We start from the raw sequence: 21312 nt of genomic DNA, 5'->3' as shown, positions 1-21312 counted from the left end.
AGCAACGGCTAGCGAGGAACCCGCACCAGCACGCGCCCGTGGATGCACTCCATCCGCAGCTCGGCGCCGGCGCCGATCGTGTCGCCGTCCAGTTGCCGCGGCACGTCCCCTGACGCCCGTACGACGACCTTCCGCCCCGTCATGCGTACGACGGCCTCGCCGGCGTTCTGCTCCCGGCGGGTGAGCACCCGGGCGACGAGCGGGATCCAGCTCAGGAACCGGCGGGGGTAGAGCACCACGACGTCGATCAGGCCGTCGTCGATCGAGGCGTCGGGGAGCAGCATCATGCCGCCCTGCAGGCTGCCGACGTTGCCGATGACGCAGGTCCGGGCGCGGTGCTTGGTGAAGGGCAGGTCGTCGATGGAGATCTCGAGCTTCATGGTCGGGAACATGAGGGCCTTGAGGCCGGACAGCACATAGGCGATCCAGCCGACCTTCTTCTTGATGTCCTCGTTGACGCCCTCCATGAGGGCGGCGTCGAAGCCCATGCCGGCCATCACCATGAAGTGGGTGGGCTCGAGCTCGTCGCCCTCGACGGACACCATGTCGATGGCGCGGTCCTGGCCGGTCAGCGCGATGTCGATCGCGGCCCGGATGAAGAGCGGGATCTGCAGGTTGCGGGCCAGCAGGTTGCCGGTGCCGGCGGGCACGATGCCGACCGGGATGCCGGTGCCGGCGAGTTCGGCACACACCTCACGGACGGTGCCGTCGCCGCCGCAGACGATCACGAGGTCGGCGCCCTCGACCGACGCCAGTTCGGCCTGGCCGGTGCCGGAGTCCTCGACGGTGGTGAAGTGCCAGCGCGGTTCCTTCCAGCCGGAATCGACCGCCAGCTGGTTGACCATCGACTGGAACTGCTCGACGGACTCCACCTTGATCGGGTTCAGGATCACCGCGAGGTTGCCGCCGCGGGGGAAGACCGCCGGCAGTGGCTCGGCCTTGAGGGCGTGGCTGCGCGGCAGCGGGCTGTAGAGCGCGAGGCCGAGCAGCACGATGCCGGCGCCGAACAGCACGCCACCGACGACGTCGCTCGGGTAGTGGCGGCCCAGCAGGATCCGGTCGGCGGCGACGGCCGCCACGACGAGCACCATCAGGGTGATGACCAGGCGGCGGATGCCGCTGCGGCGGATCAGCATGATCGCCAGCAGGATCACCAGGCCGGCGTACGCAGCAATGCCGGAGGCGTGGCCCGACGGGTAGGCGTTGGAGTGCAGGAAGTACTCCGGGTCCTGCCACACGGGCCGGCCGCGGCCGACCAGGACCTTGGTGCCGTACGTCGCCAGCGCCGTGGTGACCATGACGACGACGATCAGGATGCCTGCGCGGCGGTGGCCCTTGAACAGCATGAAGCCGGCGAGCAGGACGGTCAGCACCGTCATTGCGGGCGTGGCGAACAGGAACTCGACCACCCGCAGCGGGTCGCGCAGCCAGGCCTGGTCGACGGCCCAGTTGGCGGTCGACTCCCCGCGGTGGTCGAGGTCGATCAGCCAGGACCATTCGGCGGCGACTGCGACAGCGATCGCGGCGAACAGGCCCAGGCAGAGGAGAGCGGCCAGGAGCGGAGTCCGGCGAGGTCGGTCGAGCACCAGCGGAGTTTAGGACACCCCGTCGCAGGTATCGGCATGGTCGATACCGTCGGGGCATGAGCACCCCGTCGTACGCCGCCCTCGGACGCTCCGGCCTGGTCGTCTCCACGATCGGGCTGGGCTGCAACAACCTCGGTCGCCCGGGCACCGCCACGGAGACACAGAAGGGCACCAACCGGGTCATCGGCGCCGCCCTGGACGCGGGCATCACCCTCTTCGACGTCGCCGACACGTACGGCGCGACGCCGGGCCTGTCCGAGACGCGTCTGGGTGTGGCGCTGGGCGCCCGCCGGTCCGGCGTGATCCTGGCGACCAAGTTCGGCATGGACGCCCAGGGTGCGAACGGGGCCGACTTCGGTGCGCGTGGCTCGCGCCGCTACATCCGCAACGCCGTCGAGGCCTCGCTGCGCCGCCTGGGCACGGACTGGATCGACCTCTACCAGTTCCACACGCCCGACCCGAACACCCCGATCGACGAGACCCTGTCGGCGCTCAGCGACCTGGTCCGCGAGGGCAAGGTGCGCTACATCGGCCACTCGAACCGGTCCGGCTGGCAGATCGCCCAGGCCGAGTACGTCGCCCGCGAGCTCGGCGTCGAGCGCTTCATCTCCGCCCAGAACCACTACAACCTCACCGACCGTCGCGCCGAGTGGGAGGTGTTGCCTGCCGCTCGTGAGTTCGGGCTGGGTGTGCTGCCGTACTTCCCGCTCGCCAACGGCCTCCTCACCGGCAAGTACGCCTCGGGCATCGCGCCCGAGGGCTCGCGTCTGACCCGCAGCCGCCAGCACCTGCTGGACGTGGCGACGTCGAAGCCGTTGCAGGAGTACTCCGCGTTCGCGAAGTCCCGCGGCGTACCGGAGGCGACGGTGGCCTTCGGCTGGCTGCTCGCCCAGCAGCCCGTCACCTCGGTGATCGCCGGCGCCACGACGACCGAGCAGGTGTGGGCGAATGCCGCAGCGAGTGCCTGGGTCCCGACGCCCGAGGACCTCGCCGACCTCGACGCCATCTTCCCTGCACCGGAGCCCATCTCTCCCTTTTGATGCCGAGACCCGGCGATGCTCGAAACCGGCGCGCGATCGGTCGGCAGGGCCGGATAGCCTCAGGGCATGATCGACCCGCGCATTCTCCGTGACGAGCCCGACCGCATTCGCGCCTCGCAGGCCAAGCGCGGCGCGTCCGCCGACGTCGTGGACCGGGCGCTGGTCGCCGACGGTGCCCGCCGGGCTGCGATCTCCTCGTTCGAGGAGAAGCGCGCGGCGCAGAAGGCGTTCGGCAAGCAGGTCGCCCAGGCGGCCGGCGACGAGAAGCAGGCCCTGCTCGCGCAGGTGAAGACGCTCTCGGGTGAGGTCAAGGAGCTCGAGGCCACCCAGGGCGTCGCCGAGGAGGAGTGGCTCTCGGCCCTCAAGGCGATCCCGAACGTGGTCGCCGAGGAGACCCCGGCCGGCGGCGAGGACGACTTCGTCGTCATCGAAGAGGTCGGTACGCCGCGCGACTTCGCGGCCGAGGGCTTCGAGCCACGCGACCACATCGAGATCGGCCGGATCCTCGGCGCGATCGACCTCGAGCGTGGCGCGAAGGTCAGCGGCAGCCGCTTCTACTTCCTCACCGGGGTCGGTGCCCAGCTCGAGTTCGCGCTGGTCAACATGGCGATGGACCAGGCTCGGAACGCCGGCTTCACGCAGGTCATCGCGCCCTCGCTCGTGCGCCGCAGCGCGATGGAGGGCACCGGTTACCTCGACCAGGGTGGCGGTGACGACGTCTACCGCCTCGAGGGCGAGGAGATGTATCTCGTCGGCACGTCGGAGGTCGCCATGGCGGCCTACCACTCGGAGGAGATCCTCGACGGCGGATCGTTGCCCCTGCGCTACGCCGCGTTCAGCCCGTGCTTCCGCAAGGAGGCAGGCTCACACGGCAAGGACACGAAGGGGATCATCCGGGTCCACTGGTTCGACAAGGTCGAGATGTTCATCTACACCACCCTCGAGGACGCTGCTGCCGAGCATCAGCGCCTGCTGGCGTGGGAGAAGGAGTTCCTCGAGAAGCTCGAACTGGCCTACCGCGTCGTCGACATCGCCGCGGGCGATCTCGGCTCGTCGGCCATCCGCAAGTTCGACTGCGAGGCCTGGATCCCCACGCAGGGCAAGTACCGCGAGCTCACCTCGACCTCGAACTGCACCGACTTCCAGACCCGGCGCCTCGACACCCGGGTCCGCACCGGCGACAAGATCGGCCCGGTGGCGACCCTCAACGGCACGCTGACCGCGATCACCCGCACCATCGTCGCGATCCTCGAGACCCACCAGCAGGCCGACGGATCGGTGCGGGTGCCGAAGGCGCTCCAGCCGTACCTCGGTGGCCTCGAGGTCATGGAGCCGATCGGTGGTTGAGGTGCGAGCGCAGCGAGCCTCGAAACCACAGCTCGTGGCGCTGGACATCGACGGCACTCTGCTCAAGTGGGTGGAGGGCCTCGGCATGAGCTACGAGCAGGTCACCCCCGCCGTCCACGACGCCATCCAGGCAGTGCTCGACGCCGGCGCCCACGTGGTCCTCTCGTCGGGACGGTCCGCGGCCAACATGGTCACCGTTGCCGACCAGCTCGACCTCCACGGCCACGGCGAGAAGATCTGGATCGTTGCGTCCAACGGTGCCGTCGTGCTGCGGTACCCGCCCATCGAGGTCGTCCACGAGGTCACCTTCGACGCACGCGCAGCCGTGGCCGCCGTACTCAAGGAACACCCGGAGGCGCTGGTCGCCGTCGAGGAGCGCGGCGTCGGCTACCTCGTGTCCGCGCCGTTCCCCGACGGTGAGCTCGGCGGTACGTCGACGGTGGCCGAGGTGGCCGACATGGTCGCCCAGCCTGTGAGCCGCGTGATCATCCGCGACCCGAACGCCACGGCGGAGGACTTCGTCCAGCTGTCCAGCCGGCTGGGCCTGCACGGCACCGACTACGTCGTCGGCTGGACCGCCTGGCTCGATCTGGCACCCGTGGGCGTGTCCAAGGCCTCCGGCCTGGAGTACGTCGCCGGGCAGCTCGGCGTCGATCGCGCCGACGTGTTGGCGATCGGTGACGGCCGCAACGACATCGAGATGTTGCAGTGGGCCGGCCGGGGTGTGGCGATGGGCCAATCGGTCGACGAGGTCAAGGCGGTGGCCGACCACGTCACCGCCTCGGTCGAGGACGACGGCGCCGCGGTGGAGCTGGGTCGCTGGTTCCCCGCGCCCGGATCTGGTGGGATGGGCGCGTGAGGCTCCCCCTTCGTGCTGTTGCCGCCCTGGCGGTCGTGTCGTTCTCGCTGCTCCCGGCAGCGGCCCATGCGACCCCGGCGATGCCCGGCGCGTGCGGCGGTCTCGCCCTCACGGACCGCACGGCCGTCTACGAACGCGGTGCCGGGGTCGACGACGTGTTCGTGGGCCGCGTCGACAACGTCCTCCCGGGTGTCCTGCCCGGCGGTGGGACGGCGAATGCCAGCCCGCACCGCGTTTTCGTCCAGGTGCCGCTGAAGAGTGACCTCCCGGCCGGGAAGTACGTGCAGGTCACGTTCACGCCCACCGATGAGGTCGCGGACCGCACGTTGAAGGTCGGTGGCCGCTACCTCTTCTTCACGCAGGGCAGCACGCCCGGCGAGCTGAGCGCTGACGCGTGCGACGGTTACGCCGCCGTGACCGGTCTCGACAAGGCCATGGAGACCCAGCTCCGGGAGTACCTCACCGTGCCCCCGGTTCCGGCCGAGCCGTCAGCGCTCGCCGAACCGCCTGCCGACGCCGACTCCACGCCCGACCTCGGGCGGCTGCTGGCTCCGGGTGGCGCGATCAGCCTGATCGGCGTGCTCGGACTGGTGCTGATCAGCCGGCTCGGCCGCCACCGTTATTGACCGTTAGAGGTACATGCCGCCGCGGGGCTCGTCGCCCTGACCGGCCTGACCGGGCTGCTCCGGCTGACCGGGCTGACCGGGCTGCAGGGGGGACTGCTCGGGACCGCCCATCGACATCCCCGGGGGCAGGGCCCGACGGATCTGTTCGAACTGCGCACGCGCGGCCATCTGCTGGGCGTAGATCGCCGTCTGGATGCCGTGGAACAGCCCCTCGAGCCATCCGACGAGCTGGGCCTGGGCGATCCGGAGCTCGGCCTCGGAGGGCGTGACGTCCTCGGAGAACGGCAGGGAAAGGCGCTCCAGCTCCTCGACGAGCTCCGGGGCCAGGCCCTGCTCGAGCTCGGCGATGGAGGACCGGTGGATCGCGGCGAGGCGGTTGCGGCTGGCTTCGTCGAGCGGCGCGGCCTTCACCTCTTCGAGGAGCTGGCGGATCATGCTGCCGATCCGCATCACCTTGGCCGGCTGCTCGACCAGGTCGGCCAGCGAGCGCTCGCCGTCGTCGTCCTCGTCGTCGCCACTGGTGACGTCGGTGACGTCGGTGTCCTGGCTGGCCTGGACTGCTGAGGCGGGGACGGTGCCGATCGGCTGTCCGTCCGGTCCCACCACCACGATCTGCTCTTCGCCGCTCTCGGTCATGGCTCCAAACCTAGCCCGACTCGGCCAACCGGGTTCAGGGGGTCAGGAGGACCTTGCCCACGCTGTCGCCGGACTCGATCAGCCGGTGTGCGTCGCCCACCCGGTCGAGCGGGAGGACGGCGGAGACGACGGGCACGATCGAGCCGTCGTCGACGAGCGGCCACACGTGCTCGACGACCGATGCGCAGATCCGCGACTTGCCTTCGACCGGCCGCGAACGCAGGGCGGTGGCGATCACCGCGCCGCGCTTGGCCAGCAGTTGGGCGATGTTGAGCTCGGCCTTCACGCCGCCCTGCATGCCGATGATGACGAGGCGACCCTCGTCGGCGAGGACGTCGACGTTGCGGCCGAGGTACTTCGCGCCCATGTTGTCCAGGACGACATCGGCCCCACGACCGCCGGTGGCTTCCTTGACCACCGCGACGAAGTCCTCGTCGTGGTAGTTGATCGCGACCTCGGCGCCGAGTTCCCGGCACCGCGCGAGCTTCTCCTCGCTGCCTGCGGTCGTGAACACCCGCGCACCGGTCTTCGCGGCCAGCTGGATCGCGAAGGTCCCGATACCGCCGCCGCCGCCGTGCACGAGGAAGACGTCGCCGGGGCCGAGCCCGGCGACCATGAAGACGTTCGACCACACCGTGCAGGCCACCTCGGGCAGGGCCGCGGCGGTCACGAGGTCGATCCCCTCAGGGACCGGCATCACCTGGGCGGCCGGTACGACGACCTGGCTCGCGTAGCCGCCACCAGCCAGCAGCGCACACACCTGCTCGCCCACCGACCACGTCTCGACGCCGTCGCCGAGTGCGGCGATCGTGCCGCTGCACTCGAGGCCGATGACGTCCGATGCTCCCGGCGGCGGCGGGTAGAAACCCTGGCGCTGCAGCAGGTCGGCACGGTTCACGGCCGTTGCGGCGACGTGGATCAGCACCTCGCCGGGACCCGGAACCAGGTCGGGCAGTTCCGTGACGGTCAGGGTTTCGGGGCCCCCGGGGCCGGACTGGGTGACGGCACGCATGGCGCCAGTCTGTCAGCCGCTCCGTGTCCGCTGGGCCTCAGACCAGGCCAACCGGCTCGGTCAGACGAGGGAGTCCTCATCGGCGTACTCGGCGTCGCTGAGCTCGTCGACCTCGACGTCCACGACGGGCTCGTCGCTCACTCCGGCCGGGCGGTCCCAGGCCTCGGCGAGCGCCTGTGCCTTTCCGGCCAGCCCCTCCACTTCGTCGGGGTCTGCACCGCCTTCGCCAGCGGCGAAACCGAGGAGGAACGCCGTCACCACCCCGGCTGCGGGGTGCACGTTGTCGACAGCGATGCGGGCAAGGTCAACCAGGAGGCCTTCGTCGGCCTCGGCCTCGATGTCCAGGACATCGCACAACTCATCGATCCAGTCGTGGAGGTTCACCCGTCCAGAGTGATCCTCAGTCGGCCTGCTGACAAGAGTCAGCGGGATCCGGACTCGTACTCCGAGGCCGCATCGCGCAGATCGGTCCAGGTGTCGATGTCCTGGGCCTCGCGTCCGACCTGCGGAACCTCGGCCAGGTCGAAGGGTTCGAGCAGGGCCTTGACGGACAGGTTGTGCTGCGCTTCGCGGTCCGGTCGTACGGCGTCGAGCCGGCCGGTTTCGAGCACGTAGGCCAGTTGGCGACGACCGTCGGCCCCGACCAGCGCAGCGCCCTCGTGCCCGACGGCGGCCTCCTGCAGGCGGCGGAAGGTCGAGGCGGTGAGGTGCGGCATGTCGACCGCGAGGACGGCCAGGGTCGGGAAGCGGCGCAGCAACGAATCGCGGCCGGTCAGCAGTCCGGCGGCCGGACCTCCGTGGCGCGGGTCCTCGAGGACAAAGGTCACGGGCCGGTCGGTCGGCACCGGGTGACCGACCACCACGACCTCGCTGGCGTCGATGACCGATTCGAGCGCCCGGTCCAGCAGCGTCCGGCCGTCGATCTCGATCGACGCCTTGTCCGCGCCACCGAGCCGCACCGCCCGCCCGCCCGCAAGGACGATGGCGGCGAATCCTGTCAGCCCGGCTTCGATCACCCCGACAGTCTCCCAGCCGGGCGCGAACGACGTCCTACGCTTGCACCGTGATCGTCCCCACTCTTCGCCTTGCCCTCGTGCAGGCCGCGGCGACCCTCGACCCCGCCGCGAACAGGGACGAACTCGCCCGCCTGACCGCCGAACACGGCGCCGACACGGACCTGGTCGTCTTCCCCGAGGCGTTCGCCCGCGACTTCGGCGAGGCAGGGTCCGACGTGAGCGGGTACGCCGAGCCTCTCGACGGTCCCTTCGGTACGGCGCTCGCCGCGGCCGCGGCAGGACGGGACACCACCGTCGTGGCCGGCCTGTTCGAGCAGGGTCCCGACCCGAGCCGCCCGTTCAACACGCTGCTGATGCGCGGGGCCGGCCGGGCGTCGTACCGGAAGGTGCACCTGTACGACTCCTTCGGTTACCGCGAGTCCGATCGCCTCAGCGCGGGTCCGATCGAGCCGGTCGTCGTCGAGCTGAAGGGCTGGAAGGTCGGCCTGATGACCTGTTACGACCTCCGTTTCCCCGAACTGGCGCGGGCCCTGGTTGACCGGGGTGCCGAGGTGATCGTGCTGCCGGCCGCCTGGGTCGCCGGGCCGCGCAAGGTGCACCACTGGCGCACCCTGCTCACCGCGCGTGCCATCGAGAACACCGTGTACGTCGCCGCGGTCGGCCAGCCTGCGCCGCGGTACTGCGGCCACTCGGTGGTCATCGATCCGTTCGGCGAGGTGGTGGCCGAGGCCGGTCCGGGTTCCGTCGAGGTTCCCGAGGTCGTCCGGGCGGTGCTGGACCACGAGGTCCTCGGCGAGGCGCGCCGGGTCAACCCGTCCCTGAGCAACCGCCGTCTGTAAGGTCCTTCATCGTGTCCCGCAGCGCCCCACGTGTCCCCTCCCGGGAGCCGATCGAGCAGCGCCTCGGGGAGTTCGGGACGTCCCGGAAGCCGTTGCTGGTCCTGCTGGCGCTGATGGTCGCCGGGACCGCAGCGCTGGTCTGCGCGATGGTGCCGGTGGGCCCCGACTGGTTCGGCAGGGTCGGCTCGATCATCATCGCGACCTCGTTCAGCGCGGCGCTTGCTGCCCGCACAGGTGGCCGGCCGTTCGTCTTCGGACTGCTCGCGCTGGGCTGCGGCCTGACTGCGGTGATCAGCGACCAGGACCTCCTGCTCACCGGCGCTGCGGTCCTCACCTCGGCGATCGCCGCCGTCCTCGGCGTGATGCTCACGGTCCCTGCCGCCGGCTTCTTCGCCTCCGCACGTGAATGCACCGTCGGGCTCGTCGTTGCGGGCGTCGGAGCCCTGGCCACCATCGGTTTCGAGCCGGTCATCGAGACCGTCCGCTTCGAGTACGTCGGCCTCGGGATGGCGTTCCTCGCGGCCATCGTGCTCGTGTTCCGCCTCGGAGCCGGCTTCCACGGGCTCGGTCGTCGCGGCCTGATCGTGGTGGCGATCGGCGGCGCGGTGCTCGCGGCGACGCTGCTCTACGCCGAACTGCTGCGGAACTACGGATCGTCCGGTCTCGTCGACCAGTTGCTGTCCTGGGTGACCTGGAGCAGGGAGACCCTCGGTGCCTTCCCGCGCCCGATCGAGACCGTCCTCGGTGTCCCGGCGCTCGCCTACGGGTGCCACATGCGGGCCCGTCGGCGTCAGGGCTGGTGGGTCTGTGCGTTCGGTGTCGCGGCCACCTCGCCCACCGCCACCGCGCTCGCCAACCCGGCCGTCACCGTCCAGGAGGCGGTGCTGTCGGTCGTCTACGGCCTCGTGGTCGGCCTGATGATCGGCTGGATCATGATCCGCCTGGACCTGGCGCTCACCGGCAACCGGGGACGCCGCAGTCGCGTCGCCGAGCAGGCCGCCGCCGTACGCCCGGAGCCGAGCCGGTTCTCAGCGCTCCTGTGAGTGTCGTGGCTTCGGGTACCACCCGGTAACGCCTAGCGTCGCAGGCATGGCCTGGGTGACGACGTCAGAGCTGGTCGCGGAGATGGTGGCCAACGTGCTGCGCGTGGAAGTCGAGGAGGGCGATGCGGTCGCGATCGGCGACACCGTCGTGCTGCTCGAATCGATGAAGATGGAGATCCCGATCATCGCCGAGGTCGCGGGCACCGTCAGCGCCATCAAGGTCTCCGCCGGCGACGTCGTCCAGGAGGGCGACGTCCTCGTTGAGCTGACGAACCGGTAGTCGTCTAGGCTCGCTTGCTGTCCGTGACTGCGCCCTGGCGCGGTGGCGGATGAGGAGGGGTGCCGGAGTGGCCGATCGGAACCGCCTTGAAAGCGGTCGTAGGGAAACCTACCGGGGGTTCGAATCCCTCCCCCTCTGCCACATTTGGTCGAGCGTGTCTTCGGCCACTGGAGGGGGCAGCAAGCTGCCCGTCGTTGGCCTCCCGCCACGCTGCCGACCGGGAGCGCGCCCATCGCGGCTTTGGCGAGTCAGCAGCAGGTCTTGTTCAATCGCCCCATGAGCAGCGCGCAGTCGACCTCCATCTCCGAGTACCGGCTCGCTCCTGTCGTGATGGCACGGTTCGTCGGCGCCTACCTCGTGCTGCTGGCCCTCCTCCTCCTCGGTACGACGGTCGCGGCCGTGACGTTCGAGTGGAGCCTCGACGTGCTGGTGGCCCTCCTCGGGCTCGGCATCCTGGGCCTGATCGGGCTCAGCTGGTGGTTGCGCAGCAAGCTCGTCGTGGTGCGGCTGACCTCGTCGGGCTACCGCGTCCGGATGGTGCGCGCCGCCGGGGTTTCCGAAGCGCCGTGGAGCGACGTCGAGGACGCCGTCGCCGCCGCCCCGCGCGACATCGAGTGCGTCATCCTGCGGTTGCGCGACGGCCGCTCCACGACCATTCCGGTCGAGCTCGTCGCCGGTGACAAGGACGACCTGGCCCGCGACATCCGCGATCGCCTGCGCGGCGCGACCCGCTGACGTCGTACTCGTCCGTGAGACGACGGGCGGGTCAATTGGGTGCCGCGCGACGGTGCTTGTAACCTTGCTCCGCTGCTCGGTCGTTCGCGACCGATGGTGGAGGAGGCGTCGCCTAGTCCGGTCTATGGCGCCCGCCTGCTAAGCGGGTTTGGGGCTACAACCCCATCGAGGGTTCAAATCCCTCCGCCTCCGCCAAGTGACAGCGCGAGACCCCGGAGTGAGGACCCCTCACCCGGGGTCTCGCCATTGCTGCGGAGTTGCGGCAAGATGGAGGATGCGTGGTCTGGACATTGGGGGACGGTCACGTTGTCTCGGACTCCAGAGGGAGGGTTCCGGGAGGGACCCCACTAGCTAGGGGATTGACGATGAAGAACATTGCTCGCAAGACCGCACTCGCGTTCGCTGTGATGATCGCCGCCGTTGGCGTCGTGTCGATTCCGACGGCTGCCGAGGCCGACAGCGGCTGGGGCTGGGTCGTCGGGCGCAACTGACGCGCGCCCGGGCCGTTCGGCCCTGATGGTCAACCGCCGCTGGTCTCCTGGCCGGCGATGCCGCGCTGACCCATGATGTAACCGAGCTGGAAGCGCGTCTCTGCGTCGTACTCGTCCTTGAGTTCGGCGACGTATCCGGCGTACGTCCGCGCGCTCACGCCGAGCCGCTTCGCGCTCACGGCGTCCGCGTGCCCCTCGATGAGCATCCGCATCGTCATCGAACGCTGCTCGGTCGCGATCTCCTTCATCACCTTCTGCTCGCCGCTGGCGAACGGCCGGCCGCGCGCGAAGGCGCGCTCGAAGACGTCGACGAGGTACGCCACGATGGCGGGCTCCCGTACGACGACGGCGGTGGCCAGGCTGTCAGCAGCGGGGATCAGGGCGACCCGGCGGTCCACCACGATCATCCGGTTGAAGAACTCGTCCAGCGTCCGCACCTCGGCGCCGTGCCGGGTCACGTCCGCGACGTACTTGTGCGTAGCGGGGTGGCGCCGCGCGCTGTGCTGGTAGATCGTTCGCATCGAGATCCCGCGCTTCAGCGCTGCGACATCCCGGACGGCACCCTCGGCGACCGTCTTGGCGCTCCGGGTGGTCTGCGGTTGCGCGGTGAGCAGTTCGGTCTCGGCGTCGCCGATGATCGCGGTGAGGTACGGGCTGATCGCCTCGCCGTGCAGGTAGAGGAATGGACCCGACTCCGTGGCCGCGGGCGAACGCCGCCAGCTCTGGGTGAGATTCGAGAACGCCTTCGCCCAGCGCGCCGACTCGTCGATCAGCCGCGCGCCCTCGGTCCCGAGCGGCGTGACCACGCGCGACTGCGCGTTGCTCGGCTCCACCGGCCGCCAGGTCTTCCGGGTCTCGTCCAACTGCAGCAAGCCGAGCTCGGTGAGCAGGTCGAACGCCCGTCGTACCGGCGTCGTTCCGGCCAGTCGCGAGTCGTCGGCAGCCAGCCCGCCCTCGGCCAGGATCTGCTCATAGAGACTGGTCGCTTCGTCCTCGAAGAGCTCCCGATCCTCGGGTTGCAGGCCAGCCATGACGCCATGCTTCCACACCCGGCGTACGACGACAGGTGGTCCTGATTCGGCATCGGCCCACGCCCTCGGCTATTCTCGTCCGGTCGCGCAAGCGATATGCGCCTGTAGCTCAACGGATAGAGCATCTGACTACGGATCAGAAGGTTTGGGGTTCGAATCCCTACAGGCGCACAGACTGGATTCACCGCATGACCTGCACAAACAGGTTCAGAGGCCCGCTTCCCGAACAGGGAGGTGGGCCTTTCTCGGCTCAAATACTGGCTCAAAAACTATTTGGCGTCCCTCTGTCGCCTCGAGTCGGGCCGAGACGCGAGTCCCCCCAACGTCCCCCGAAATCCGGCGGCGTCCCCCGCGTCCCCCGGTTTCGTGATCGCACGGGCCTGGTCTCCGACCTTTGGTGGCACATGGAGACCACCACTCACCCCAGCCCCCTGACCACGACCGCAGCCGACACCCTGCTGCTCACCCTCGATGAGGCCGCCCGCCAGCTGTGCTGCGCCCGCCGCAGCGTCGAGCGCCACGTCGCCAGCCACCGGCTTCGCGTCGTCCACCTCGGCCGCTCCGTACGCATCGAGCGCAGCGAGCTCGAGCGGTTCATCGCCCGGATGCGCGATTCGTACGTCGAGGTCCGCGATGAGTAGGCCACGCAAGGCAGCCGAGCAGACCACCTCGACGCTTTACCAGGGCGCTGACGGCAATTGGCACGCCCGCGTCACCATGGGCCGCCGTCCCGACGGCACGACTGCGCGCAAGCACGTCCAGCGGCAGACGAAGTCAGAGTTGCGCGACGCAGTCCGCGACCTCGAGCGCCGCCGGGACAACGGCACCTTCGTGTGGACCCACGACGACGTCACCTTGGGTCACTGGCTCGAGCACTGGCTCGAATCCGTGGTGCCCATGACCGCACGGTGGAAGACCCTGTCGACATACCGCAGCCAGATGCGCGTCCACGTCATCCCCGCCCTCGGACAGTGGCGGCTCAGCGAGCTCCGTCCCGAGCACCTCGAGGAGCACTACCGACGCATGCAGACCGACGGCCACTCCGCCCATGTCATCCGCGGCGTGCATCGCGTCCTGCGCTCTGGTCTCAACGAAGCAATACGCCGCCGACGACTCGCCACCAACCCGGCCCTGGTCGCGCGTCCGCCACGCGCCGAGGACGTCGAGGTCGAACCGCTCTCGGTCGAGGAGAGCCGCCGCGTCCTCGCGGCCGCGCAATCCACGCTGCACCCAGCCCGGTGGTCGATCGCCATCTCGCTCGGACTGCGCCAGGGCGAGACGCTCGGCCTCCTTTGGCCCGACGTCGACCTCGACGACGGCGTCCTCCGGATCCGTCGGGCGGTCCAGCGCCACACCTGGGAGCACGGCTGCCCGTCGATGGACGGTTCGCCCTCCTGTGGACGGAAGCGCGGCGCGGAGTGCGAACACCGGAGCGGTGGCGGGCTGCAGTTGGTCGAGCCGAAGACGAAGGCCTCGAAGCGGACGATCGTGCTGCCTCAGCCGCTCGTGGACGAGTTGCGTTCTCATCGGGCCGCGGTGAACCGCCGACGCCTCGCAGCCGGTTCCGACTGGGACAACACCCACGACCTGGTCTTCCCCGCCGCCAGCGGCGGCCTCATCGATCCAGCACGCGACCACACCGAGTGGAAGGCGCTCCTACAACGAGCCGGCGTCCGAGAGGTCCGCCTCCACGACGCCCGTCACACCGCCGCGACCTTGCTGCTCCTGCAGAACGTCGATATCCGCACCGTCATGTCGATCATGGGCTGGACCGAGATGGCCACTGCCCAGCGCTACACCCACGCCGTCGATGAACTTCGACGTCGCGCAGCGCGTCAGATGGGGGCGCTGCTCTGGGAGGGACAGACAGGAGGGTGAGCCGTGGATCGCATCCGGAGGTAGGGCATAGCGCCCAGATTGACGCGCCGTCGTGATCCACCTGCCACGACCGGGCGGAGCCGCTGCAACAGCGTGCCGCAGCTCGCAGTAGGTAGGGCCGTGCGTTCGGACAGGCCCGGCCGTCTGGCCGCCTAGGATCAATGTTCGCCGCTGCGTCCCAGGAACGACCGCATCCAGCTGGCCGGCCTGTCGTCGCCGGCACTCGGCGGCGCCTCAGGTTCGCCGCGGGTGCGGTCGCCGTCGCCGACCGGGCCACGGCGGTCGGGCGGCCAGTCGCCGTAGGTGCGTTCATCTTCGCCGCGGGCGAGGACGGCGCGGTCGCGGTCGCGGTTGCGGGCGATCTCGCGGTCGGTGAAGATGCGGGCCCAGCGGACGACTCCCCCGCGGTCGACGATGTAGTGCGACTTGCAGGGCAGGCTCCAGTTTCCGATGGAGGGGCGGAGGGAGGCGTTGCGGCCGTCGTAGGTGAAGGACCACTGGGCGGGGCCGAGCGGGGTGATGACTTCGTTGCCGCAGCCGCAGGCGCAGAGGTGTCCGCAGGTGTCGTACTCGATGGAGATGTAGAGGACGCCGGGGTCCATCGAGTCTGGGAAGGACTCGATGAACTCCGGCTTGTAGTGGTCAGTCTTCGTCGTCATAGACGTTGTCCTGATGGGTGATGTGGTTGGTGAACAAGGAGTAGGTGAAGAAGGTTTCGCTGGTGCCGTCGGCGTAGAGCCCGAGGTGTCGCTTCCAAGTGATCACGGCGAGGAGCGCGTTGAGCGCGTTGAGGTCGGCGATCTGGATGTTGCGGTCGTAGTCGTCGGGGTCGGCGGTCTCGGGGACCGAGTCGCGGGTCGCGGTGTTGTCGGGGAGGCCGAGGGTTACGCGCAGCAGGCCGGAGAGCTTGCCGTCGATCTCCTCGACGCCCATGCCGACGTCAATGAACGGGATGTTGTGCTCGACGAGGTGGTTGATGATCGGGATTTTCGAGTTGGTGTCATCCATGGAGATGAACACGAACGTGAACTCGTTGAGCAGATCGAGGTTGGTCTCGTCGATGAACTCGGGCACCGCGGTGATGCCGGTGTGCATGTTGGAGTAGAGCTCGGTGAAGTACTCGGCCTTGTTGGGCCGTTCGCGGAGTTTGTCGAGCGTGGCCGCGCTGGGTGCACGGAACGCGTTGTGGTTGTCGAAGGTGTCGCCGTCGAAGCAGCGGATCGCATCGACGGGGGTCTTGGCGATCTGGTCCAGGATGTAGCCGCCGGATCCTCCGAGGCCGACCATTGCGATTCGCTGGCCGCGGAAGACCTTGTTCAGCGGTGCGATGCCGGCCCGGGTGGACGCGGTGTCGCGGTAGACGAACGGGAGGTCGTCTTCGACTTCCTGCCACGCGGCGCCGGGGGTGGCGGTCGCGGTCGGATCGATCGCGGCGGCCGGGTGGGACAGGATCCGGGCGTACGCGACGACCTTCTCGTACTCGCTGGGGTACCCATTGGGGCCCGGCTTGGACGAGAGCATGTAGCTGGCGCGGAACTCTTCAGAGACGATCCGCTCCTCTGCGTTCGCGCAGCTGATCTGCTGGCCGTGCTCGTTGCAGGGGATGGTGTCGCCGCCGAACCAGATGCGGTGGTCAGTGTCTGACACGATCCGGTCGCCCGAGACGGTCACGGGGTAGGTGAGGAACCCGCAACGCACTTCGCGGTCGGGGGTCACGTACGGGATGTGGCGGATGACCAGGTGGCCCGCCTGGACGACGACGTCGTAGCCGTCGTCCAGGAGGCGACCCAGGTCCGGGTCAGGAACGGATCGTGAGGTAGACATCGAACGTCATCTGGTTCTTGACGTACACGGAGTGGCCGACAGTGAGGGAGCCCTCGCGGTTCTCCTTCGGGCCACGGGTGTAAGCGATGGTGACCTCTTCGGTCTCGTCGAGGACCTTGCCGGGGAAGCGGATCTGCACGAGGTCCTTATAGGAGATCTGCTCCTTGTCCCAGTCGGTCTTGCGGGTGTTGATGATCAGGGTGAACGTCTTGGTCGGGTGACCGTTGTCTCCCTTGTTGTCGTTGTCGTCGGTGTGTTTCTCGGCTGCGGTCGCGGTCATGGCGGCTCTCCTTCGTTGGTACCAACTCGGTTGACTGCTGGCGTTGCGAATTTACTTCGCTGCTCGAAGTATCAAGCAGTGCTAACATACCACACATGCTCGACTCTTCAAGCACCGCTTACTTTTCGGAGCGCTGGTGAATACCGGTCCGACTGTTGACGTGAAGACGCTGCACGCCGCGCTGGATAAGGCCCGCGAGGATGCAGATCTGTCCTGGAGGGCGTTGGCGAAGGAGATCGGCGTGAATGCGTCGACCATCTCGCGGATGCAGCAGGGCCTGAAGCCGGACGTGAACGCGTTCGCGGCGATGACCACCTGGCTGCGGATGGACGCCGAGAAATTTTACCTAGCCGGCGACGACGACCCGGGGACCAGTGATCCGGCGCCGTTGATGTCGGAGCTGACTGTTTTGCTTCGCGCGAGGCCAGATCTGCCGGACAAGAACCGCTCGTACTTGGAGGACGTCATCGAAGCCACGCTGCGTCGCTTCGAGTCCGAGCGCACCGAGGACGGCCTCTGATTCGGTGGGCGCGAAGAAGGGGTGGACCCAGGCGCGGATGCGTGAGGTCGCCAAGGAGGAACGTGACGAGCTCGGCCTCGATCCGTTCGACCCGTTAGACCCGTACGAGCTCGCTGACGCTCACGGCATCCCCACCTACACGCTGACCGACCTGCTCGACCACGGCCTGGCCCCCGCGACCAGGGACCATTTCCACGCCGCTGGCTCCCGGGACTGGTCCGCGGCTCTGGTGCCACTGGGGACCGCGCGGGTGATCGTGGAGAACGAGGCGCACCTGGAGGTGCGGCGCAGGTCGAACATCGCCCACGAGATGGGCCACCACCTGCTGGAGCACCCGTTCGACAGCGTCATCCTCGGCGAGGACCACAAGGAGCAGTTCGACTCGACCCTGGAGAAGCAGGCCACGTTCATCTCCGGGGAGCTGCTGGTGCCGGACGAGGCTGCCCGCAAGGCGGCGTACGCCGGATGGGACAACGCGAAGGTCGCCCGCCGCTTCAACGTCAGCGAGCAGTTCGCTCAGATGAGGATGTACGGCGCCCGGGTCATCGCCGCGCGCACCGCGAGGAAGTACTCCCGCACCTGAGCACGTCGGCGCCGGCGCACCTGCCGACTAACTACTCGTCGTTGGAGCCGACTACCCGGTATGCACCATGAGCCCCAGCGTCACGCGGGCTTCGCTGGTATCTCCAAGACCCGAATGGGGCCCAGTTATTGGCCGGCCCTCGGCTCAACTAGCCGACCCGTGCGAGCGGGCGGTTCGAGAACTCAGGTGCCGGTGCGGAAGTCGGGCGACTCCCCGTTGTACAGGTCGAGAACCTCGATCTGTCCCGCAACCGTCAGCCAGCGACGCCACGCCTGCAAGGTCTCGCAAACGACCAGGGTCCGCTCTTGCTGCAGCCAGAAGTTCAGGTTCGTGATCTCGTAGTGCTTGAGCAGGTAGGACAGTCGCTCGTCGCCGACCCGACGGACGATTGCCTCGACTGTCTTCGGGAACGGCGCACCGTGAGTGGTGGTCCACACGGGCACTTCAAAGGAAACGCCCCCGGCGTTGCCGGAGGCGTTGATGGAAGAACTAGACGGGTCCCGCTTGTGAGCGGGAGGCTCGCTGTCATCGTCAGCGAGCCCCTCGTCGTCCTTCTTCTTCTTCCGCATCTGTCCGAGGGTCTCGCCGAGCAGCTCGGCTCCGGACGAACCCCGCTCCGTCGTCGACCTCGGAGTCTTTGAGTTCTTCACGGCGTGGTCGACCAGCGCACCGTACATCCGGGCAACCAGTCGTTCGTCGTTGTCATCGAGGAGGCCCAGCTCGCGACCCGTCGCCATGGCGTTGACCGCACGCAGCAGAAGGTCGTTCGGATCGAGCGCCGCGAGGTTCACGTTGGTGAGGCCGGCGTTCGCGAACTCGAAGTCCCACAGCATGTCGTCGGAGAACCGCGGCGCCACCGTTTCGATGAGCTCGGCCGCCAGGGACATCCATGCAGGCTGGGAGTCGCAGCCACTGCTCGGTGAGTTCTCGGCGCTCATACCAGCCTCCTTGGAACCAAGGTAGTTGGGTGCCCGAGGAATTACCACGACCCCGCCCACAAAATCTCGGGAACGGGGTGATCATCCTTCCGCGTGCAGGTGTTAGTGCTTCAGGTGATCCTCTATCGGGGTGCCGGCGAAGTGGTACTGGACGTTCGAGCCGCTCACCGTCATCGGGCGAAGGAGCTCGTTCAAGGAGGTGGCGAACCCATCCACCTCGCGACGACAGCTGACGCTGACGTCGTAGATCGAAAAATTAGTGATGACCGCGTCGCGGTCTGGCTTCACGAACGTGAGCGGCTTCCTACCGTTCAGTTTGTTGTTCACGGCCTGCACTACACCAAGAATCGAGACCTCTTCGGGTACAGCGACAGGGATGGTGATCCAGGCCCGGAACTGAAGATGCTCGGGTTCGGCCTGCCCGTCCGGGATGCTCAGATCAATCAAGTAGGCCGGTTCGCTTGGCACCGTATGCCGGAAGTCCCTGCAGCCGTCGAGGATGCTGCCCAGAGCTCGCACGGAATTGAGCTGCTCTTCGCTCATACCGTCACCTCGTCCGCGTTTTGAGAGACCCCCGCCTGCGGGGAACGCCTCGAACCGAAAGCTCGGGTCCTGTTCACGTGGCAGTGAAGGTGTACAACTTGGTCGACGTCTGCGGGCCCCACAGCGAGAGCGTTCCGGAGCCTGCGGACCCGGCCGACACTACGCCCATCGGCCCGCGAAGAGCCAGACCTGAACAAAAGTTCACATGATCGACCAAGGATCGTCATGTTTGGCGCGACACGCCGAGAACTGTCCGCGATATCCGACCTGGTCATGACGCAGGCCTGCGGTGCGAAACGGGTGGGCCGCCGCGACGCCATGGCTGTCATGACACCGGCTCGAGCGTCCGAATGGTGTGAGACACGCCGAGAGAACGTAATACGCGTTTCGCGTATCGTGTACCGCGCATCACGTAGGCTGGTTCGCTGTGCCCGTGGAAAGCTTGTTCGATCGGTCAGACGTACGGGATCTGTCGCGACGCATGTTCGGCCAGGACCACAAGCTCTCAGTGCTCCTGTTCGTCGCCCGCCGCCGCGATCAGGCCTTCAGTCTTGGAGACGTGTCCGACTGGATCGGCGCTCGCAACTCCAGTTCCGTCCAGAAACCCCTGAAGGACCTGTATGACTGCGGCCTAATTGCCGACGCCCTCACCGCGCCCACTGACCGCACCCGTGCGTACGTTGCCACCGTGAGCAGCATGTGGTCCGCAGCCGAGGAGCTGTACGCCTCCCTAGAAGGCGCCGAGCCGCAGCTTTTCTAGGTGCAGCAGCGACATTGCCACCAGTTTCGCAACCACAAATACTGCCAGCCATCAGCTTCCCGCGGCTGCCGAGCTCGACGGCATCTTCCCGGCGCCCGAGCCCGTCGTTCCACCTCCCGAGCCGGCGATGGGCGTTCAAGCGCTTCGAGGGCGCTCCACGGTCGGTTGGTGGGTCTGCCCGGATCTACTGCGCGCAATGACGCGCCAATCCGCCGCGTTTCGCGTTCCCGTTACCGGGCGCCTACCCGCCGCTACGGAGCGACCAACTCTGCGACAGAGCCTGGGAGTTCGTCGAGCGTGACACCGCGCGCTGTACAGAACATTCGCAGCTACCGGTGCGACGAGGGCTGCTCGCGGGTCTACGCCGTCGATGCGGGAGATCGCGACCTTGCCGCTCCACCGACCGGTGTCTCCACACCGTCGCTCGATTCCGACGCCGAGGTCATCGTGGGCAACGATCTCCTCGGTCCTTGATAGAACTCGTACGAGACGCCGTTGTAGGTCAGAGACGCCGAGCAACTCGGGTGTTGTCGTGCCGAGAACCACACGTAGCCGCCGGAGCTGACAAGCGTCACCGCGAGCAAGGCAATCACGATCCGACGAACGCGTGCACCCGGCCGATGGTGGCTCCTGGACAACGACACAGCCGATCTCACAGTCAACGCACTGGCCCGCAAGATGGACGACTACCTCACCTACTTGGATCGACAGGAAGAGTTTGTCCGCGCCCGAAGCTCACGGGTCGCAGCTCTTCGGTCCGGTTCGCTGCATGAACAAGCGACAGAATGACGCGAGCCCTTGTGGCGACGCGGCGTCGTCGACCGCCGATGTCAATCGCGACGAGCGGGCCCGGGGGTTCCGCGCTCGTCCAGTTTCGGACCACGTGGTCAATCCGAAGGTCGCAGAACGAACTGTCAGTCGGCACTATGCTCGCCGCCCGCCCCGCCGAGAAACGAGCTCCTGCTCGCCCTCGCCACCCACGTCGAGGCGGCGGCCCCGTTGAGGGACCGCCGCCCGCCGCTGTGGTGACGCGGGTGCGGCTAGCGCAGGTGCCTGGAGAGGGTGTCGTGGAGCGCTTGGAGGTTGCTGGGCGTGACATGGCGGTTGTTCCACGCCAGCATGGCGTTGAACAGGCCGACCATGGCCCGGGTCTGTACCGAGAACCATTCGCCGTTGCGTACCGGCGCGATGCCGATCTCGGTACGGATGAACTGCTTGAGGCGGGTGCCGAGATACGGCGGCTCCGGGTAGAGGTCGGAGCCCATCACGGCCACTACCCCGATGTCGGGGTTGTGTGTCATGTAGGCGGCTCGGATGCCGGGTTCGTCGAAGACGTCCTTGGTGTCGCCGAACTTGACGTAGCAGCCTTCGGCGCCATCGGGATAGCGGATGAACGAGCCGGCGTCGTAGCCGGGGCTGACGATGAAGTAGGTGTACCTGCTCAT

Annotated in this window: 27 protein-coding genes and 3 tRNA genes; 18 read left to right on the top strand and 12 right to left on the bottom strand. The window is 68.1% G+C overall.

Annotated features, from left to right (window positions below):
- Window positions 1–8: 8 nt before the first annotated feature.
- Window positions 9–1586: a YegS/Rv2252/BmrU family lipid kinase gene (locus HRC28_RS01520; protein ID WP_182378333.1), complete on the bottom strand. Its 1578-nt coding sequence runs from the start codon at window positions 1584–1586 to the stop codon at window positions 9–11.
- 56 nt (window positions 1587–1642) lie between these two features.
- Here HRC28_RS01520 and HRC28_RS01515 point away from each other — a divergent pair, with 56 nt between their 5' ends.
- The 4 genes from HRC28_RS01515 to HRC28_RS01500 all read left to right on the top strand — a co-directional run bounded on the left by HRC28_RS01515 (window position 1643) and on the right by HRC28_RS01500 (window position 5458).
- Window positions 1643–2626: an aldo/keto reductase gene (locus tag HRC28_RS01515; protein ID WP_182378332.1), complete on the top strand. Its 984-nt coding sequence runs from the start codon at window positions 1643–1645 to the stop codon at window positions 2624–2626.
- A gap of 66 nt (window positions 2627–2692) precedes the next feature.
- On the top strand, window positions 2693–3973 hold the full coding sequence (gene serS, locus HRC28_RS01510) for a serine--tRNA ligase (RefSeq protein ID WP_182378331.1): 1281 nt from the start codon (window positions 2693–2695) through the stop codon (window positions 3971–3973).
- Window positions 3966–4832, top strand: coding sequence for an HAD family hydrolase (locus tag HRC28_RS01505; RefSeq protein ID WP_237111654.1), 867 nt, complete (start codon window positions 3966–3968; stop codon window positions 4830–4832). The genes serS and HRC28_RS01505 overlap by 8 nt, the downstream gene beginning before the upstream one ends.
- Window positions 4829–5458: a hypothetical protein gene (locus HRC28_RS01500; protein ID WP_182378330.1), complete on the top strand. Its 630-nt coding sequence runs from the start codon at window positions 4829–4831 to the stop codon at window positions 5456–5458. Before HRC28_RS01505 ends, HRC28_RS01500 begins: the two co-directional genes overlap by 4 nt.
- A gap of 3 nt (window positions 5459–5461) precedes the next feature.
- Here the strand turns inward: HRC28_RS01500 and HRC28_RS01495 are convergent, their stop codons facing one another.
- Genes HRC28_RS01495 through HRC28_RS01480 form a run of 4 tightly spaced genes read right to left on the bottom strand, consistent with a single transcriptional unit; the run spans window position 5462 to window position 8122 of the window.
- A complete protein-coding gene (locus HRC28_RS01495) occupies window positions 5462–6094 on the bottom strand; it encodes a bacterial proteasome activator family protein (RefSeq protein WP_182378329.1) in 633 nt (210 codons plus the stop codon).
- A gap of 34 nt (window positions 6095–6128) precedes the next feature.
- Window positions 6129–7106, bottom strand: a complete 978-nt coding sequence (locus tag HRC28_RS01490; RefSeq protein ID WP_182378328.1) for an NAD(P)H-quinone oxidoreductase — start codon at window positions 7104–7106, stop codon at window positions 6129–6131.
- 60 nt (window positions 7107–7166) lie between these two features.
- Window positions 7167–7490 (bottom strand): DUF6457 domain-containing protein, encoded by a 324-nt coding sequence (locus HRC28_RS01485; protein ID WP_182378327.1) that lies wholly within the window; start codon window positions 7488–7490, stop codon window positions 7167–7169.
- A gap of 38 nt (window positions 7491–7528) precedes the next feature.
- Entirely contained in the window at window positions 7529–8122 is a 594-nt protein-coding gene (locus tag HRC28_RS01480; protein ID WP_237111653.1) for an NTP transferase domain-containing protein, read from the bottom strand.
- A 47-nt stretch (window positions 8123–8169) separates the two neighbouring features.
- Between HRC28_RS01480 and HRC28_RS01475 the strand changes: the two genes are divergently transcribed.
- From HRC28_RS01475 to HRC28_RS25540, 7 genes are all read left to right on the top strand, one after another.
- Window positions 8170–8961, top strand: coding sequence for a carbon-nitrogen hydrolase family protein (locus HRC28_RS01475; RefSeq protein WP_182378326.1), 792 nt, complete (start codon window positions 8170–8172; stop codon window positions 8959–8961).
- Window positions 8962–8972: 11 nt separating this feature from the next.
- Window positions 8973–10004: a hypothetical protein gene (locus HRC28_RS01470; protein ID WP_182378325.1), complete on the top strand. Its 1032-nt coding sequence runs from the start codon at window positions 8973–8975 to the stop codon at window positions 10002–10004.
- A gap of 46 nt (window positions 10005–10050) precedes the next feature.
- Window positions 10051–10284 carry a biotin/lipoyl-binding carrier protein gene (locus tag HRC28_RS01465; RefSeq protein ID WP_182378324.1) on the top strand — a complete coding sequence of 78 codons (234 nt, stop codon included), beginning with the start codon at window positions 10051–10053 and terminating at the stop codon, window positions 10282–10284.
- Window positions 10285–10337: 53 nt separating this feature from the next.
- Window positions 10338–10425: transfer RNA gene (locus tag HRC28_RS01460), tRNA-Ser, on the top strand.
- Window positions 10426–10560: 135 nt separating this feature from the next.
- Window positions 10561–11019 carry a hypothetical protein gene (locus HRC28_RS01455; RefSeq protein WP_182378323.1) on the top strand — a complete coding sequence of 153 codons (459 nt, stop codon included), beginning with the start codon at window positions 10561–10563 and terminating at the stop codon, window positions 11017–11019.
- A 101-nt stretch (window positions 11020–11120) separates the two neighbouring features.
- A tRNA-Ser gene (locus HRC28_RS01450) sits at window positions 11121–11214 on the top strand.
- 170 nt (window positions 11215–11384) lie between these two features.
- Window positions 11385–11510, top strand: a complete 126-nt coding sequence (locus tag HRC28_RS25540) for a hypothetical protein (protein WP_272902657.1) — start codon at window positions 11385–11387, stop codon at window positions 11508–11510.
- A gap of 29 nt (window positions 11511–11539) precedes the next feature.
- On the opposite strand, the gene HRC28_RS01445 is transcribed toward HRC28_RS25540, so the two are convergent.
- Entirely contained in the window at window positions 11540–12541 is a 1002-nt protein-coding gene (locus tag HRC28_RS01445) for a LuxR family transcriptional regulator (protein WP_182378322.1), read from the bottom strand.
- Window positions 12542–12639: 98 nt separating this feature from the next.
- On the opposite strand from HRC28_RS01445, the gene HRC28_RS01440 reads away from it, so the two are divergent.
- The 3 genes from HRC28_RS01440 to HRC28_RS01430 all read left to right on the top strand — a co-directional run bounded on the left by HRC28_RS01440 (window position 12640) and on the right by HRC28_RS01430 (window position 14419).
- Window positions 12640–12712: transfer RNA gene (locus HRC28_RS01440), tRNA-Arg, on the top strand.
- 233 nt (window positions 12713–12945) lie between these two features.
- Complete coding sequence (locus HRC28_RS01435; RefSeq protein ID WP_182378321.1) at window positions 12946–13182, top strand: helix-turn-helix domain-containing protein; 237 nt, start codon at window positions 12946–12948, stop codon at window positions 13180–13182.
- Window positions 13175–14419, top strand: coding sequence for a site-specific integrase (locus HRC28_RS01430; protein ID WP_182378320.1), 1245 nt, complete (start codon window positions 13175–13177; stop codon window positions 14417–14419). Before HRC28_RS01435 ends, HRC28_RS01430 begins: the two co-directional genes overlap by 8 nt.
- A 158-nt stretch (window positions 14420–14577) precedes the next feature.
- Here the strand turns inward: HRC28_RS01430 and HRC28_RS01425 are convergent, their stop codons facing one another.
- From HRC28_RS01425 to HRC28_RS01415, 3 genes are read right to left on the bottom strand one after another with little or no spacing between them, the layout of a single operon-like run.
- On the bottom strand, window positions 14578–15078 hold the full coding sequence (locus tag HRC28_RS01425) for a DUF6527 family protein (protein ID WP_182378319.1): 501 nt from the start codon (window positions 15076–15078) through the stop codon (window positions 14578–14580).
- Window positions 15062–16243, bottom strand: a complete 1182-nt coding sequence (locus HRC28_RS01420) for a ThiF family adenylyltransferase (protein WP_182378318.1) — start codon at window positions 16241–16243, stop codon at window positions 15062–15064. Before HRC28_RS01420 ends, HRC28_RS01425 begins: the two co-directional genes overlap by 17 nt.
- Window positions 16218–16523, bottom strand: a complete 306-nt coding sequence (locus tag HRC28_RS01415) for a multiubiquitin domain-containing protein (RefSeq protein ID WP_182378317.1) — start codon at window positions 16521–16523, stop codon at window positions 16218–16220. The genes HRC28_RS01420 and HRC28_RS01415 overlap by 26 nt, the downstream gene beginning before the upstream one ends.
- A 160-nt stretch (window positions 16524–16683) precedes the next feature.
- Here HRC28_RS01415 and HRC28_RS01410 point away from each other — a divergent pair, with 160 nt between their 5' ends.
- Complete coding sequence (locus tag HRC28_RS01410; protein ID WP_202033190.1) at window positions 16684–17043, top strand: helix-turn-helix transcriptional regulator; 360 nt, start codon at window positions 16684–16686, stop codon at window positions 17041–17043.
- 4 nt (window positions 17044–17047) lie between these two features.
- Window positions 17048–17626, top strand: coding sequence for an ImmA/IrrE family metallo-endopeptidase (locus HRC28_RS01405; RefSeq protein ID WP_182378315.1), 579 nt, complete (start codon window positions 17048–17050; stop codon window positions 17624–17626).
- A 182-nt stretch (window positions 17627–17808) separates the two neighbouring features.
- Here the strand turns inward: HRC28_RS01405 and HRC28_RS01400 are convergent, their stop codons facing one another.
- Both HRC28_RS01400 and HRC28_RS01395 read right to left on the bottom strand, forming a co-directional pair.
- Window positions 17809–18564 carry a hypothetical protein gene (locus HRC28_RS01400; protein WP_182378314.1) on the bottom strand — a complete coding sequence of 252 codons (756 nt, stop codon included), beginning with the start codon at window positions 18562–18564 and terminating at the stop codon, window positions 17809–17811.
- A gap of 102 nt (window positions 18565–18666) precedes the next feature.
- Window positions 18667–19107 (bottom strand): hypothetical protein, encoded by a 441-nt coding sequence (locus HRC28_RS01395; protein WP_182378313.1) that lies wholly within the window; start codon window positions 19105–19107, stop codon window positions 18667–18669.
- A gap of 433 nt (window positions 19108–19540) precedes the next feature.
- Here HRC28_RS01395 and HRC28_RS01390 point away from each other — a divergent pair, with 433 nt between their 5' ends.
- Both HRC28_RS01390 and HRC28_RS01385 read left to right on the top strand, forming a co-directional pair.
- On the top strand, window positions 19541–19867 hold the full coding sequence (locus tag HRC28_RS01390; RefSeq protein WP_182378312.1) for a hypothetical protein: 327 nt from the start codon (window positions 19541–19543) through the stop codon (window positions 19865–19867).
- Window positions 19868–20164: 297 nt separating this feature from the next.
- Window positions 20165–20341, top strand: a complete 177-nt coding sequence (locus HRC28_RS01385; RefSeq protein WP_182378311.1) for a hypothetical protein — start codon at window positions 20165–20167, stop codon at window positions 20339–20341.
- A 566-nt stretch (window positions 20342–20907) separates the two neighbouring features.
- Here the strand turns inward: HRC28_RS01385 and HRC28_RS01380 are convergent.
- Complete coding sequence (locus HRC28_RS01380; protein WP_182378310.1) at window positions 20908–21312, bottom strand: hypothetical protein; 405 nt, start codon at window positions 21310–21312, stop codon at window positions 20908–20910.

Source organism: Nocardioides sp. WS12 (assembly GCF_014108865.1).
Classification (GTDB): domain Bacteria; phylum Actinomycetota; class Actinomycetes; order Propionibacteriales; family Nocardioidaceae; genus Nocardioides.
Note: the sequence above shows the minus strand (reverse complement) of the source record. Positions and strands in the feature narration are given on the sequence as shown.

What these genes read in the sequence shown, in the direction of transcription:
- HRC28_RS01455 (WP_182378323.1), top strand. Translation starts at nt 10,561, where the DNA reads ATGAGCAGCGCGCAGTCGACCTCCATCTCCGAGTACCGGCTCGCTCCT.
- HRC28_RS01430 (WP_182378320.1), top strand. Translation starts at nt 13,175, where the DNA reads ATGAGTAGGCCACGCAAGGCAGCCGAGCAGACCACCTCGACGCTTTAC.
- HRC28_RS01400 (WP_182378314.1), bottom strand. Translation starts at nt 18,564, where the DNA reads ATGAGCGCCGAGAACTCACCGAGCAGTGGCTGCGACTCCCAGCCTGCA.
- HRC28_RS01380 (WP_182378310.1), bottom strand. Translation starts at nt 21,312, where the DNA reads ATGAGCAGGTACACCTACTTCATCGTCAGCCCCGGCTACGACGCCGGC.
- HRC28_RS25540 (WP_272902657.1), top strand. Translation starts at nt 11,385, where the DNA reads ATGAAGAACATTGCTCGCAAGACCGCACTCGCGTTCGCTGTGATGATC.
- HRC28_RS01415 (WP_182378317.1), bottom strand. Translation starts at nt 16,523, where the DNA reads ATGACCGCGACCGCAGCCGAGAAACACACCGACGACAACGACAACAAG.
- HRC28_RS01420 (WP_182378318.1), bottom strand. Translation starts at nt 16,243, where the DNA reads ATGTCTACCTCACGATCCGTTCCTGACCCGGACCTGGGTCGCCTCCTG.
- HRC28_RS01395 (WP_182378313.1), bottom strand. Translation starts at nt 19,107, where the DNA reads ATGAGCGAAGAGCAGCTCAATTCCGTGCGAGCTCTGGGCAGCATCCTC.
- HRC28_RS01445 (WP_182378322.1), bottom strand. Translation starts at nt 12,541, where the DNA reads ATGGCTGGCCTGCAACCCGAGGATCGGGAGCTCTTCGAGGACGAAGCG.
- HRC28_RS01435 (WP_182378321.1), top strand. Translation starts at nt 12,946, where the DNA reads ATGGAGACCACCACTCACCCCAGCCCCCTGACCACGACCGCAGCCGAC.
- HRC28_RS01490 (WP_182378328.1), bottom strand. Translation starts at nt 7,106, where the DNA reads ATGCGTGCCGTCACCCAGTCCGGCCCCGGGGGCCCCGAAACCCTGACC.
- HRC28_RS01465 (WP_182378324.1), top strand. Translation starts at nt 10,051, where the DNA reads ATGGCCTGGGTGACGACGTCAGAGCTGGTCGCGGAGATGGTGGCCAAC.
- serS (WP_182378331.1), top strand. Translation starts at nt 2,693, where the DNA reads ATGATCGACCCGCGCATTCTCCGTGACGAGCCCGACCGCATTCGCGCC.
- HRC28_RS01495 (WP_182378329.1), bottom strand. Translation starts at nt 6,094, where the DNA reads ATGACCGAGAGCGGCGAAGAGCAGATCGTGGTGGTGGGACCGGACGGA.
- HRC28_RS01515 (WP_182378332.1), top strand. Translation starts at nt 1,643, where the DNA reads ATGAGCACCCCGTCGTACGCCGCCCTCGGACGCTCCGGCCTGGTCGTC.
- HRC28_RS01425 (WP_182378319.1), bottom strand. Translation starts at nt 15,078, where the DNA reads ATGACGACGAAGACTGACCACTACAAGCCGGAGTTCATCGAGTCCTTC.